The sequence below is a fragment of the Streptomyces sp. NPDC107654 genome, from assembly GCF_055639035.1.
Genome location: NZ_JBVKBI010000015.1, coordinates 188,811 through 201,158, shown reverse-complemented (window position 1 = coordinate 201,158; position 12,348 = coordinate 188,811). Strand labels below are relative to the sequence as shown.

Genomic DNA, 12,348 nt, shown 5'->3' with positions numbered 1-12,348 from the left:
CTTACAGCACCTCCGGCGCGAGCGAGATGATCTTCATGAACTTCTTCTCGCGCAGCTCACGGCCGACCGGGCCGAAGATGCGGGTGCCGCGAGGGTCGCCGTCGTTCTTCAGAATGACGGCGGCGTTCTCGTCGAAGCGGATGTACGAGCCGTCCGGACGGCGGCGCTCCTTGACGGTGCGAACGATGACCGCCTTGACGACGTCACCCTTCTTCACGTTGCCACCGGGGATCGCGTCCTTGACGGTGGCGACGATGACGTCACCGATGCCCGCGTAGCGGCGACCGGAGCCACCGAGCACACGGATGCAAAGGATCTCCTTCGCACCAGTGTTGTCGGCGACACGCAGTCGCGACTCCTGCTGGATCACGTCTATCTCCTGAATGTCTGCCGGTTCCCCGGGGGCCGCTCAGCGAGCGGCCCCCGGAGCCTGGCGGAACTGTCCTGCGAGGGGCGCCCCGCAGGAGAATTACTTGGCCTTCTCGAGGATCTCGACGACGCGCCAGCGCTTCGTCGCGGACAGCGGCCGGGTCTCCATGAGGAGGACGCGGTCGCCGACGCCCGCAGCGTTCTGCTCGTCGTGGGCCTTGAGCTTGTTCGTACGGCGGATGACCTTGCCGTACAGCGCGTGCTTGACACGGTCCTCGACGGCGACGACGACGGTCTTGTCCATCTTGTCGCTGACGACCAGACCCTCGCGGGTCTTGCGGAATCCGCGTGCCTCGGTGTTCTCAGTCACGTTGCTCTCGCTCATCAGGCGCTCTCCACCGTCTCGATGCCCAGCTCGCGCTCACGCATCAGGGTGTAGATCCGCGCGATGTCCTTACGGACGGCCTTCAGCCGGCCGTGGTTCTCGAGCTGACCCGTCGCCGCCTGGAAGCGGAGGTTGAACAGCTCTTCCTTGGCCTCGCGGAGCTTCGCCAGAAGCTCCTCGTTGCCCAGCTCGCGCAGCTCGGACGCCTTGGTACCGGCCGACATCACGCTTCACCTGCCTCGCGCTTGACGATCCGGCACTTCATCGGCAGCTTGTGGGCCGCACGAGTCAGCGCCTCACGGGCGATCTTCTCGTTGGGGTACGACAGCTCGAACATCACGCGTCCGGGCTTGACGTTCGCGATCCACCACTCCGGAGAACCCTTACCGGAACCCATGCGGGTCTCGGCGGGCTTCTTGGTGAGGGGACGGTCCGGGTAGATGTTGATCCAGACCTTGCCGCCACGCTTGATGTGACGGGTCATCGCAATACGAGCCGCCTCGATCTGGCGGTTCGTGACGTAGGCCGGGGTCAGCGCCTGGATGCCGTACTCGCCGAACGCAACCTGCGTGCCACCCTTGGACATACCGTTGCGCTTCGGGTGGTGCTGCTTGCGGTGCTTGACCCTACGGGGGATCAGCATTTCGGTCAGGCCTCCGTTCCGGTGCTCTCAGCCGGAGCGGCAGCCGCGGGGGCCTCGGCCTTGGGGGCCTCGGCACCGGCAGCCTGCTGCGGCTTGCGACCGCGCCGCTCGCCACCGCGGCCACCACGGGCCGGGCGGTCGGCGCCACCGCGGGCCGGGCGGTTACCCGCACGGGCGGCAGCGTTCTCGGCGCGGACCTCGGCGATGTTCTTGACGTCGCCCTTGTAGATCCAGACCTTCACACCGATGCGGCCGAAGGTCGTCTTGGCCTCGAAGAAGCCGTAGTCCACGTTCGCGCGGAGCGTGTGCAGGGGCACGCGGCCCTCGCGGTAGAACTCCGAGCGGGACATCTCGGCGCCGCCGAGGCGGCCACCGCACTGGATCTTGATGCCCTTGGCGCCGGCCTTCATGGCGGACTGCATGCTCTTGCGCATGGCCCGACGGAAGGAGACGCGGGAGGACAGCTGCTCGGCGACGGCCTGGGCCACCAGCTGAGCGTCCGTCTCCGGGTTCTTGACCTCAAGGATGTTCAGCTGGACCTGCTTGCCGGTCAGCTTCTCCAGGTCACCGCGGATGCGGTCGGCCTCGGCGCCGCGGCGGCCGATGACGATGCCCGGGCGAGCGGTGTGGATGTCCACACGCACGCGGTCACGGGTGCGCTCGATCTCCACCTTCGAGATGCCGGCGCGCTCCATGCCGGACGTCATCATCCGACGGATGGCGACGTCTTCCTTGACGTAGTCCTTGTACAGCTTGTCGGCGTACCAACGCGACTTGAAGTCGGTCGTGACACCGAGCCGGAACCCGTGCGGGTTTACCTTCTGGCCCATTACCGGGTTCCTTCCTTGCTGCTGACGACCACGGTGATGTGGCTGGTCCGCTTGCGGATCCGGTAGGCACGGCCCTGGGCACGCGGCCGGAACCGCTTCAGGGTCGGGCCCTCGTCGACGTAGGCCTCGGAGATGTAGAGGCTGTCGGCGTCGGTGTGGTCGTAGTTGTGCGCGGCGTTGGCGATGGCGCTGTCCAGCACCTTGCCCACCGGCACCGAGGCGGCCTGCGGAGCGAATCGCAGGACGGCCTGGGCCTCCGTGGCGTCCATGCCACGGATGAGGTCCACCACGCGGCGGGCCTTCATGGGCGTGACGCGGATGTACCGCGCCTGGGCCCTGGCTTCCATGGTTGTCCCTTCAGTTACTTACGTGTCTGAATGCGATCCGCTACTAGCGGCGCTTCGACTTCCGGTCTTCCTTGACGTGACCCCGGAAGGTGCGCGTCGGCGAGAACTCGCCGAGCTTGTGGCCGACCATCGACTCGGTGACGAACACCGGGATGTGGGTCTTGCCGTTGTGCACCGCGATCGTGTGGCCGAGCATGGCCGGGACGATCATCGAGCGACGGGACCAGGTCTTGATGACGTTCTTGGTGCCGGCTTCGTTCTGCGTGTCCACCTTCTTCATCAGGTGGTCGTCGACGAAGGGCCCCTTCTTCAAGCTACGAGGCATCTCAACCCGTCCTTAGCGCTTCTTGTTCGTCTTGCGGCGGCGGACGATGTACTTGTTCGACGCCTTCTTGGGCGAACGAGTACGGCCTTCCTTCTTGCCCCACGGGGACACAGGGTGGCGACCACCGGAGGTCCGGCCCTCACCACCACCGTGCGGGTGGTCAACCGGGTTCATGACCACACCACGGACGGTCGGGCGAACGCCCAGCCACCGCTTGCGGCCCGCCTTGCCCCAGTTGATGTTGCTCTGCTCGGCGTTGCCGACCTCGCCGACGGTGGCGCGGCAGCGCACGTCGACCAGGCGGATCTCACCGGACGGCATGCGCAGGTGGGCGTAGGCGCCCTCCTTCGCGAGCAGCTGCACGGAGGCACCGGCGGAGCGGGCGAACTTGGCACCGCCACCGGGACGGAGCTCGATCGCGTGGATCGTGGTACCGACCGGGATGTTGCGGAGGGCCAGGTTGTTGCCCGGCTTGATGTCGGCCCCGGGACCGTTCTCCACGGTGTCGCCCTGCTGCAGGTTGCGCGGGGCGAGGATGTAGCGCTTCTCGCCGTCGGCGTAGTGCAGCAGCGCGATGCGCGCGGTGCGGTTGGGGTCGTACTCGATGTGCGCGACCTTCGCCGGCACGCCGTCCTTGTCGTGACGACGGAAGTCGATCACACGGTAGGCGCGCTTGTGTCCGCCACCCTGGTGGCGAACGGTCACACGACCGGCGTTGTTACGGCCGCCCTTGCTGTGCAGGGGACGGACCAGCGACTTCTCCGGCGTGGACCGCGTGACCTCGACGAAGTCGGCAACGCTGGCGCCACGACGGCCCGGCGTAGTCGGCTTGTACTTGCGGATTCCCATTTCTCAGTCCTCGTCCGATATCGGACGATCCGACCCGCTTACGCGGTCGGACCGCCGAAGATGTCGATACGGTCGCCCTCGGCGAGGGTCACGATCGCGCGCTTGGTCGCCGCGCGCTGGCCGAAGCCGGTGCGGGTCCGCTTGCGCTTGCCCTGGCGGTTGATCGTGTTGACCCCGGTGACCTTGACGTCGAAGACCGCCTGGACGGCCTGCTTGATCTGGGTCTTGTTGGCGTTCGGGTCGACGATGAACGTGTACTTGTTCTCGTCGAGGAGCGCGTAGCTCTTCTCGGAGACGACCGGCTTCAGCAGGACGTCACGGGGGTCCGTGTACGACTTGCTCAGCGGGGTCTCGACGGTGTTCTTGCCCTCGGCGGCGTGGCGACGCGCCTTGGCGACGCGCGCGGCCTTGGCGGCCTTGGCGGCCTTCGAGGCGATAGCGGGGTGACGGATGGCCATCAGACCTCGCTCCCTTCAGTGTCGTTGGCCTTCGGGCCGGCGACGAAGGACTCGAAAGCGGCCTGGGTGAAGACCACGTCGTCCGAGACGAGAACGTCGTACGTGTTCAGCTGGCCCGGCTCCAGGATGTGGACCTGGGGCAGGTTGCGGGCGGACAGCCACGCGGCCTCGTCGGCGCGGTCGACGACCAGGAGCAGGTTCTTGCGCTCCGAGATCTTGCCGAACAGCGACCTGGCGGCCTTGGTGCTGGGGGTCTCGCCCTCGACCACGCCGGCGACGACGTGGATGCGGTTGTGACGCGCCCGGTCGGTGAGGGCACCGCGCAGGGCGGCGGCCTTCATCTTCTTCGGGGTGCGCTGCGAGTAGTCACGCGGCACGGGACCGTGCACGACGCCACCACCGGCGAACTGCGGCGCGCGGGTCGAACCCTGGCGGGCGCGACCGGTGCCCTTCTGGCGGTACGGCTTCTTGCCACCACCACGGACTTCGCCACGGGTCTTGGTCTTGTGCGTGCCCTGACGGGCAGCGGCCAGCTGCGCGACGACGACCTGGTGGATCAGCGGAACGCTGACCTTGGCGTCGAAGATCTCCGCGGGGAGCTCGACGGAACCGGCCTTCTCGCCAGCCGGCGAAAGGATGTCAACAGTGCTCATCGGTTACCTCAGGCCCCCTTGGCCGCGGTGCGGACCAGGACGAGGCCGCCGTTCGGACCGGGAACCGCGCCCTTGATGAGCAGCAGACCCTTCTCCGCGTCAACGGCGTGGACGGTCAGGTTCTGGGTGGTGACCCGCTCGTTGCCCATGCGACCCGCCATGCGGAGGCCCTTGAACACGCGGCCCGGGGTGGCGCAGCCACCGATGGAACCGGGCGAGCGGTGCTTGCGCTGGGTGCCGTGTCCGGCGCCGAGGCCACGGAAGTTGTGGCGCTTCATGACACCGGCGAAGCCCTTGCCCTTGCTCTTGCCGGTGACGTCGACCTTGACGCCGGCCTCGAACACCGCAGCGGTGATCTCCTGGCCGAGGGTGTACTCGCTGGCGTCAGCGGTACGGATCTCGACGAGGTGGCGGCGCGGGGTGACGTCGGCCTTGGCGAAGTGGCCCTTGAGGGGCTTGTTCACCTTGCGCGGGTCGATCTCGCCGAAGGCGATCTGGACCGACTCGTAGCCGTCGACGTCGTTCGTGCGGACCTGGGTGACGACGTTGGGGCCGGCCTTGACGACGGTGACCGGAACAACACGGTTGTTCTCGTCCCACACCTGCGTCATGCCGAGCTTCTCGCCCAGGATGCCCTTGATCTGCTTAGCCATTCTCAGATCACCAGCCCTCAGAGCTTGATCTCGATGTCGACACCGGCCGGGAGGTCGAGTCGCATCAGAGAGTCAACGGTCTTGGGGGTCGGGTCGAGGATGTCGATCAGGCGCTTGTGCGTGCGCATCTCGAAGTGCTCGCGCGAGTCCTTGTACTTGTGCGGCGACTTGATGACGCAGTACACGTTCTTCTCAGTGGGCAGCGGCACCGGGCCCGCGACCGACGCACCAGTGCGGGTCACCGTCTCGACGATCTTCTTCGCCGAGGAGTCGATGACCTCGTGGTCGTAGGCCTTGAGCCGGATGCGGATCTTCTGTCCCGCCATGGCTACTCAGTAGTCCTGTCTTCTCTCACGCTCTGACACCCGGCGGATTCCTTCTGCTGCCTTTCGTTCCTCCGACCCACGCGGTCGGGCGTGTCGCGCTCCCGCTGACATGGATGTCCCTTGTCCGAACATCCCTGCGGGAATGCACACGGCCCTTCCGGAACCGCGGGCCGGGGACCTCTAGGCCCACCGGGCGCCTGGCCGGTGCCGCGCTCACACTTCCCGGAAGATTCCCGTACGTCCGCCCCAGTGCTGCCCGAAGGCAGTTAGGACGACGAGTACTGTGGGACTCGCTTCCGGTCCTCCCGGCGGGAGGCGCGCAGCATCAACACTCGACCGAGCAACTCGGACAGTCTGCCATATGGGGCAGGCCCTCCGCCAATCGAGCCGAAGAGATTACCCCGAAGGTGACGTAGGTCAAACCGGTGCGGGCGTTCCGTGCCCTCACACCGGCGCAGCCGTGGGGTCGGTCACCGCGACCCGGAGGGTGCCGTCGGCCGAGGGGGCCGGCCGGGCCACGGCCCCGTCGGCGCTACTGCGCGCCGCGAGCGAGAGAACTCCGTTCGCCATGGGGACGTGTGTCCGGCTGGAGTGGCCCGGAGCCCGGCGCTCGGCCTGGTCGTCGGAGGCGGTCCGACGGAGGGGGACGGGGCCGGCGGTGACGGTGGCGTCACCGGGCGCGAAAAAAGGAGCCCCGCCGGTCTGCCGACGACCGGGAACGCGAGCAACGCCACCCCGACGGCACGCACCGGAACCCGGCCCCCCGTGCTCCGGTGCCACGGGCGGTCTTTCCCCAAGAAACGACAGGGTGAAAGAACCCCGCCAAGCCCCACCCCTCCCGCCCACGGCGCACACTCACCCGCGAGGGTGAATGCACCCAACTGGGCTGGATCCAGGAGGGGTTGTCTGCCTTACGCTCGGCGCGACACGAACCCACACATGCGTCGGCCCTCGCCGGGACTAGCGATCCCAAGCGAGGGCCTGACCACCGAGGAAGGCTCCAACTTCCCGATGGATGTTGAAGACCCTAGCGCGACCCCGCGCCCCCCGTCCCCCGTTATCGCCGACAACCACCCGAACCGGGGCCGTCACGGCGGCGGGCTCGTCCACGAGCACACCCGCCACACCGCCCGTTTCACGGTGATCGGCAACCACCTGGCCCAGCACCCGGACCTCTCCCTCCTCGCGATCGGTCTGGCCTGCCACATCCAGTCACTGCCGCCCGGCGCCCGCGTCGACATCAAGACGCTCGCCGCCCGCTTCCCCGAGGGCGCGGCCCGTATCGCCGCCGCCCTGCGCGAGCTGGAGGCCCACGGCTACCTGCGCCGCGAACGGGCACGGGTCCCCGGCGGCCGCCTCGTCACCCGCACGGTCTCCTGCAACCAGCCGGGGCGTGGGCACGAGGTGTCCGGGGCCCCGCGGACCCCACGCGCGGCCACCGCGGCGCAGCAGAAGCCCGCACGCCGCGCCGCCCTCCCCGCCGTACCGACACCCGCGTACCCCTCCCCCGTCCTCCTGCGGGCGGCCGCCGACGTCCTCGCCGGCCTGCGCCGCACGGACCCCCGCCTGCTCCTGTCGGCCACCGACGCCGAGCACCTCGCCCCCGGTGTCGCCGCCTGGCTGGAGCGGGACCTCCCACCGGCCGCCGTACGGCATGCCCTGACCTCGGGCCTGCCGACGGAGCCCCTGACCCGACCGGCCGCCCTCCTGGCCCACCGCCTGACGGCCGGGCTCCCGCCCCTGCCCCCGTACCGCGCGCCCGAGGCGCCCCCGGCCGTCCGGCACCCCCTCCAGACCTGCGACGCCTGCGACCGCGCCTTCCGCGCCCCACGACCGGGTCGCTGCCGCGACTGCCGAACCGGTCCCCGGACGGCCGCCTAGCACGAAAGCGACGGTCCCTGCCCCTGGGCACAGACGAGGAGCGGGCGCCGGCAGCTCGTCCGGTTACGGCGAGGACGTGACGATCGCCGACTGGACGATCCCGACGGAGGGTCTGCCGCTCTACGGATGACCCACCCGCCGGCTCTCCCGCGGCCCCAGGTACAGCTCCGGCAGCCCGCCCGTGTCGATCAGCAGGCGCTGCACCACCACCGTCGGGTCCACCATCCAGAACTTCAGCCGGTGGACGCCCGGCTTCGACACGGAGTGCGTCGTCGCCGTCGCGTTGATGTTGTCCGAGGTGTGGCGGGCCCAGACCGTGTTCAGGGCGCCGTCGTCCGCGCCCGCGGTGATGTCCACCGTGCGGATCGGACCGTCGTCCAGCGAGATGCCGTAGCGCAGGCCCGGGACGCCGGGGACGGCCGGGTTGCGGGGGGACAGGTGGGCCCACACGGTCACCTCGGGGGCGGCGGACAGCAGTGTCACCTCGTACTCCAGGTGGGGTGAGTCGCCGCCCGGGGTCCGGCTCGGGGACGTCACCGGCCAGGGGGTCATGCCCGCCCCGGTCCGTCCGATGCCGTCGATACGGCGCCACCGGCCGACGGCGCGGTCGTAGTGCTCGGCGTCGATCGCCACGTAGCCGCCCGCCTCGACGAAGCCCCGTACCCGCACGCCCGAGGGGCGTTCCGCCACACAGCGGACCGGGACCGAGGCCCCCGCGCCGTGCACCGTCAGGGTCGCCTCCGCGCGTCCGGCCGGTGCCCGGGACCAGTCCACCTCCACCTCCAGGCGGACCTGCTGGTCCACCCGGCCCCGGGGGCGGTCCACCCGCAGCCAGGGCACCGGGACCGAGACCTCGTAGGGGAAGGGCGTACGGCCCCGGTTGAAGATCTCCACGTACTGCCGGGGCCGGGTCTGGTAAGGGCTGAACGGCGGCAGGGTCGCGGCCGAGGAGGAGCCTCCCGGCCACCACTGCCCCGCGTCCTCCGCCCCGTCCACGGACACGCCCAGCTCGGCCGCCTCCGGCAGCCCGATCCGTCGCACCGCGGGGAACAGCACGTCCGGCAGGGCGACGTTGTCCTTCTCGGGCTGCTGCCAGCCCGCGTTCGGGCCGTAACGGTCGACGTCCCCGTAGTCGATGTGCGGCTGGGTTTGGAAGCCCTTCCATTTGCCGTCGGCTACGCGGGAGTCGAAGCGGTCGGCCAGGGCGAGGTCCGCCGCGAGGGCGGCTTCGGCCCGGGCCGCACGGTCGTTCGTGGCCGACCGGCCCTGTGCGGCGTAGAGCAGGTTCGTGAACTCGGCGTGCCGCAGCGCGTACAGGTTCGCGGTCGCGGTGACCGCGTAGCCGGCCAGTTCGAACCAGGCGTCCCGCAGTTCCCCCGGCAGTCTCCGCTCGACGCGTTCGGCGCGGCGGCCCAGCTCGTGCCACTCCCCGGTGACCCGTTCCAGTTCCCGGTGCGCGAAGTAGTACGGGGTCTGCTGGTCGTCGTACACGACCCGGTCGCCGGAGAGGGTGATCCGGCGGTTCAGCAACTCGGGTTTGCGGCGGCCCTGGAGTCGGCCGTACTCCGCCAGCAGCGAGGCGATCTCCTTGGCCTGGGCCTCGCCGAAGTTCCGGCGGGCGTAGCGCTCCTCCCACGCGGTGAGGCGGTCGAGCGGCAGACGGGAGGGGTTCCAGGCGTACGACAGGAAGAACTCGGTGGGCAGTTCGTTGCCCTTGAGGTCGCCGACGTTGGCCACCCACAGCCCGTGGTTGCCGTGGGCGTGCGCCTGGTGGAGCTGGTCCCAGACGTTCCTGAGGTTGGCGGTGTCGACCCACTTGTAGTTGCGGCCGGCGCCGACGTAGTCGAAGTGGTAGTAGAGACCGTGGCCGCCGGGACGCGGGCCGTCCGGGTGCCTGCGGATGTTGCCCCAGTTGTCGTCGGTGAGGACCACGGTGACGTCGTCCGGTGCGCGCAGCCCGCGGTCCCAGTAGCGCTGGACCTCCTTGTAGAGGGTCCAGACCTGGGGCGTCTCGGAGGCCGGCCTGCCGGTGACCTCCTTGATGATGCGGCGCTGGTCGGCGATGATCTGCTGCATCAGTTCGATGCCGTCGCCGTCGGGGAGGCTCGTGTCGCCGTTGCCGCGCATGCCGAGGGTGACGACGCCCTCGAAGCCCTGGTCGGCCATGCGCTGGATGCCCGCGCGCCAGTACGCGCGGATCGCCTCCGGGTTGCGGCGGTACGACCATTCGCCCGTGCCCCCGTAAGGGTCGGTCCCGGAGCCGGCGTGCCGGTTCCACTCCTCGATGCCCCGCATCATGGGCGCCTCGTGGGACGTGCCCATGACGATGCCGTACTCGGCCGCCCGTCGGTGGTTGTCCGGGTCGTCCTCCGCGAACGCCCGGCCCCACACCGCCGGCCAGAGGTAGTTGCCCTTCAGGCGCAGCAGGACCTCGAAGACCTTCGCGTAGAAGTCCGCGGTGAAGCCGCCGGGGTGGCCAGGTGCCTTCCCCGGGCCGAAGTACGCAGGCGCCCAGGTGCCGAGCGCCGGGTTCTCGTCGTTGATGAAGACCCCCCGGTACTTCACCACCGGGGTCCCCTGGGTGAAGCGGCCCGGCTTCACCCATACGTGGTGGCGGCGGGCCGGCGGTACGTCGTCCCACCAGTGCCAGGGCGAGACCCCGATGCCGTACGAGACGTCGTACGCCCCGAAGATCGTGCCCCGCGGGTCGCTGCCCGCGATGACGAACGCCCGCTCCACGCCGGGCATCGGGTGGTCCACGACGGTCTGCAGCGACGTCTCCCACCTGCCCCGCACACCCGTGACGTCGAGTGTGCCGGAGCGGATCAGACCGTCGATCAGCGGGCTGCGGCCGATCGTGCCGAGCAGCACCGGGAAGCGGCCGACCGTGCTGCCCGCACGGACGCCGGTCACGCGGGCGAGGTCGGTCCGGAGGTCGTCCGCGACCCGTACGACTCCGGGGTGATCCTGCGGGCTGACCACCACGGGCGCGCCGACCAGGGAGAAGGCACCGCCCGTGAACGAGATGTACGCCCCCGGGTCGGTCACCACGGGGCCGTCCGGACTGTCGGGGCCGCCCTGGCCGTCCGCTCCCCCGGCCCAGGCGCCGCCCCCGGAGGTCAGCACCGGACCGGCGGTGAGTCCCGCCCCCAGTACGGTTCTGCGCGCCACGGACATGCGTCGCCCTCCACTCCCCGCCTCGTCTGCCGGACTGCCATTTGCTCACCGGCATGACAAATAGTGGGGCGCGTGAGCGGTGGGGGGAACGGGTCGGAAGCGCCGAATAGTTTCGAGGAAGGGTGCGGACATGCGAAGAGGCCCGTACGACTTGCGTCGTACGGGCCTCTCCTGAGGTCAGGCAGTGACCTTCAAGCAAGCGGGAACTTACTTGACGATCTTGGTGACCTGGCCGGCGCCCACGGTGCGGCCACCCTCACGGATGGCGAACTTCAGGCCCTCTTCCATGGCGACGGGCTGGATGAGCTCCACCTTCATCTCGGTGTTGTCACCCGGCATGACCATCTCGGTGCCCTCGGGGAGGGTCACCACGCCGGTCACGTCCGTCGTGCGGAAGTAGAACTGCGGACGGTAGTTGTTGAAGAACGGCGTGTGGCGGCCACCCTCGTCCTTGGACAGGATGTAGGCCTGCGCCTCGAACTCGGTGTGCGGGGTGACCGAGCCCGGCTTGATGATGACCTGGCCGCGCTCGACGTCCTCGCGCTTGATGCCACGGAGGAGCAGACCGACGTTCTCACCGGCCTGGCCCTCGTCGAGCAGCTTGCGGAACATCTCGATGCCGGTGACCGTGGTGGTGGTCTTCTCGGTCTTGATGCCGATGATGTCGACGGTCTCGTTGACCTTGAGGACACCACGCTCGATACGGCCGGTGACGACCGTACCGCGACCGGTGATGGTGAAGACGTCCTCGATCGGCATGAGGAACGGCTTGTCGACGTCGCGCTCCGGCTGCGGGATCGACTCGTCGACGGCCTTCATCAGGTTGAGGACGGAGTCCACCCACTCCTGCTCGCCCTCGAGGGCCTTGAGCGCGGAGACCTTGACGACCGGAACGTCGTCGCCGGGGAACTCGTACTCGGAGAGGAGCTCACGTACCTCGAGCTCGACGAGCTCCAGGATCTCCTCGTCGTCCACCATGTCGGCCTTGTTGAGGGCGACCACGATGTACGGAACGCCGACCTGGCGGGCCAGGAGCACGTGCTCCTTGGTCTGCGGCATCGGGCCGTCGGTGGCGGCGACCACGAGGATGGCGCCGTCCATCTGCGCCGCACCCGTGATCATGTTCTTGATGTAGTCCGCGTGACCCGGGCAGTCGACGTGGGCGTAGTGACGCGCCTCGGTCTGGTACTCGACGTGCGCGATGGAGATGGTGATACCGCGCTGACGCTCCTCGGGCGCCTTGTCGATGTTGTCGAACGGGGTGGCCTCGTTCAGGTCCGGGTACGCGTCGTGCAGCACCTTGGTAATGGCGGCCGTGAGGGTCGTCTTACCGTGGTCGATGTGACCGATGGTGCCGATGTTGACGTGCGGCTTAGTCCGCTCGAACTTCGCCTTCGCCACTGGGGTCCTCCTGTGGAGTGGTTCTGTACGCCTTACTTCATCGGCGCCAGG

At 69.1% G+C, this 12,348-nt stretch carries 16 protein-coding genes; 1 reads left to right on the top strand and 15 read right to left on the bottom strand.

From position 1 onward, the window contains the following. Position 1: 1 nt before the first annotated feature. The 13 genes from rplN to ACZ7N4_RS25790 all read right to left on the bottom strand — a co-directional run bounded on the left by rplN (position 2) and on the right by ACZ7N4_RS25790 (position 6,408). Positions 2-370, bottom strand: a complete 369-nt coding sequence (gene rplN / locus ACZ7N4_RS25850; RefSeq protein WP_003998823.1) for a 50S ribosomal protein L14 — start codon at positions 368-370, stop codon at positions 2-4. A gap of 99 nt (positions 371-469) precedes the next feature. Continuing rightward, positions 470-754, bottom strand: a complete 285-nt coding sequence (rpsQ, locus tag ACZ7N4_RS25845; RefSeq protein WP_014674375.1) for a 30S ribosomal protein S17 — start codon at positions 752-754, stop codon at positions 470-472. Further along, a complete protein-coding gene (gene rpmC / locus ACZ7N4_RS25840; RefSeq protein WP_003974259.1) occupies positions 754-978 on the bottom strand; it encodes a 50S ribosomal protein L29 in 225 nt (74 codons plus the stop codon). The genes rpsQ and rpmC overlap by 1 nt, the downstream gene beginning before the upstream one ends. Beyond that, the gene (rplP, locus tag ACZ7N4_RS25835) at positions 978-1,397 is read right to left on the bottom strand and encodes a 50S ribosomal protein L16 (RefSeq protein WP_009190136.1); all 420 of its coding nucleotides are present in this window, start codon (positions 1,395-1,397) and stop codon (positions 978-980) included. The genes rpmC and rplP overlap by 1 nt, the downstream gene beginning before the upstream one ends. Positions 1,398-1,402: 5 nt before the next feature. Next, positions 1,403-2,227: a 30S ribosomal protein S3 gene (gene rpsC, locus ACZ7N4_RS25830; RefSeq protein WP_010036723.1), complete on the bottom strand. Its 825-nt coding sequence runs from the start codon at positions 2,225-2,227 to the stop codon at positions 1,403-1,405. Then, positions 2,227-2,574, bottom strand: coding sequence for a 50S ribosomal protein L22 (rplV, locus tag ACZ7N4_RS25825; RefSeq protein WP_019329637.1), 348 nt, complete (start codon positions 2,572-2,574; stop codon positions 2,227-2,229). Before rplV ends, rpsC begins: the two co-directional genes overlap by 1 nt. Positions 2,575-2,617: 43 nt before the next feature. After that, a complete protein-coding gene (gene rpsS, locus ACZ7N4_RS25820) occupies positions 2,618-2,899 on the bottom strand; it encodes a 30S ribosomal protein S19 (RefSeq protein WP_030641188.1) in 282 nt (93 codons plus the stop codon). 12 nt (positions 2,900-2,911) lie between these two features. Continuing rightward, complete coding sequence (rplB, locus tag ACZ7N4_RS25815) at positions 2,912-3,748, bottom strand: 50S ribosomal protein L2 (RefSeq protein WP_030601203.1); 837 nt, start codon at positions 3,746-3,748, stop codon at positions 2,912-2,914. 38 nt (positions 3,749-3,786) lie between these two features. Next, on the bottom strand, positions 3,787-4,206 hold the full coding sequence (gene rplW, locus ACZ7N4_RS25810; RefSeq protein ID WP_189298177.1) for a 50S ribosomal protein L23: 420 nt from the start codon (positions 4,204-4,206) through the stop codon (positions 3,787-3,789). After that, entirely contained in the window at positions 4,206-4,859 is a 654-nt protein-coding gene (gene rplD / locus ACZ7N4_RS25805; protein WP_471361917.1) for a 50S ribosomal protein L4, read from the bottom strand. The genes rplW and rplD overlap by 1 nt, the downstream gene beginning before the upstream one ends. Positions 4,860-4,867: 8 nt before the next feature. Beyond that, positions 4,868-5,512 carry a 50S ribosomal protein L3 gene (rplC, locus tag ACZ7N4_RS25800; RefSeq protein ID WP_059252066.1) on the bottom strand — a complete coding sequence of 215 codons (645 nt, stop codon included), beginning with the start codon at positions 5,510-5,512 and terminating at the stop codon, positions 4,868-4,870. Positions 5,513-5,529: 17 nt separating this feature from the next. Then, a complete protein-coding gene (gene rpsJ / locus ACZ7N4_RS25795) occupies positions 5,530-5,838 on the bottom strand; it encodes a 30S ribosomal protein S10 (RefSeq protein WP_003948644.1) in 309 nt (102 codons plus the stop codon). Positions 5,839-6,282: 444 nt separating this feature from the next. Next, positions 6,283-6,408, bottom strand: coding sequence for a hypothetical protein (locus ACZ7N4_RS25790; RefSeq protein ID WP_471361914.1), 126 nt, complete (start codon positions 6,406-6,408; stop codon positions 6,283-6,285). Between the two features lie 441 nt (positions 6,409-6,849). On the opposite strand from ACZ7N4_RS25790, the gene ACZ7N4_RS25785 reads away from it, so the two are divergent. After that, positions 6,850-7,719: a helix-turn-helix domain-containing protein gene (locus ACZ7N4_RS25785; protein ID WP_471361911.1), complete on the top strand. Its 870-nt coding sequence runs from the start codon at positions 6,850-6,852 to the stop codon at positions 7,717-7,719. A 120-nt stretch (positions 7,720-7,839) separates the two neighbouring features. Here ACZ7N4_RS25785 and ACZ7N4_RS25780 read toward each other — a convergent pair whose 3' ends face one another. Continuing rightward, positions 7,840-10,896 (bottom strand): glycosyl hydrolase 115 family protein, encoded by a 3,057-nt coding sequence (locus ACZ7N4_RS25780; protein ID WP_471361909.1) that lies wholly within the window; start codon positions 10,894-10,896, stop codon positions 7,840-7,842. 207 nt (positions 10,897-11,103) lie between these two features. Then, positions 11,104-12,297: an elongation factor Tu gene (gene tuf / locus ACZ7N4_RS25775; protein WP_014674366.1), complete on the bottom strand. Its 1,194-nt coding sequence runs from the start codon at positions 12,295-12,297 to the stop codon at positions 11,104-11,106. Positions 12,298-12,348: the final 51 nt, after the last annotated feature.

Bases quoted from the DNA above. Each gene is read 5' to 3' on its own strand.
- ACZ7N4_RS25790 (WP_471361914.1), bottom strand. From the start codon at position 6,408: ATGGCGAACGGAGTTCTCTCGCTCGCGGCGCGCAGTAGCGCCGACGGG.
- rpsC (WP_010036723.1), bottom strand. From the start codon at position 2,227: ATGGGCCAGAAGGTAAACCCGCACGGGTTCCGGCTCGGTGTCACGACC.
- rplD (WP_471361917.1), bottom strand. From the start codon at position 4,859: ATGAGCACTGTTGACATCCTTTCGCCGGCTGGCGAGAAGGCCGGTTCC.
- ACZ7N4_RS25785 (WP_471361911.1), top strand. From the start codon at position 6,850: ATGGATGTTGAAGACCCTAGCGCGACCCCGCGCCCCCCGTCCCCCGTT.
- rpsQ (WP_014674375.1), bottom strand. From the start codon at position 754: ATGAGCGAGAGCAACGTGACTGAGAACACCGAGGCACGCGGATTCCGC.
- rpsJ (WP_003948644.1), bottom strand. From the start codon at position 5,838: ATGGCGGGACAGAAGATCCGCATCCGGCTCAAGGCCTACGACCACGAG.
- rplW (WP_189298177.1), bottom strand. From the start codon at position 4,206: ATGGCCATCCGTCACCCCGCTATCGCCTCGAAGGCCGCCAAGGCCGCC.
- rplP (WP_009190136.1), bottom strand. From the start codon at position 1,397: ATGCTGATCCCCCGTAGGGTCAAGCACCGCAAGCAGCACCACCCGAAG.
- rpsS (WP_030641188.1), bottom strand. From the start codon at position 2,899: ATGCCTCGTAGCTTGAAGAAGGGGCCCTTCGTCGACGACCACCTGATG.
- ACZ7N4_RS25780 (WP_471361909.1), bottom strand. From the start codon at position 10,896: ATGTCCGTGGCGCGCAGAACCGTACTGGGGGCGGGACTCACCGCCGGT.
- rpmC (WP_003974259.1), bottom strand. From the start codon at position 978: ATGTCGGCCGGTACCAAGGCGTCCGAGCTGCGCGAGCTGGGCAACGAG.
- rplB (WP_030601203.1), bottom strand. From the start codon at position 3,748: ATGGGAATCCGCAAGTACAAGCCGACTACGCCGGGCCGTCGTGGCGCC.
- rplC (WP_059252066.1), bottom strand. From the start codon at position 5,512: ATGGCTAAGCAGATCAAGGGCATCCTGGGCGAGAAGCTCGGCATGACG.
- rplV (WP_019329637.1), bottom strand. From the start codon at position 2,574: ATGGAAGCCAGGGCCCAGGCGCGGTACATCCGCGTCACGCCCATGAAG.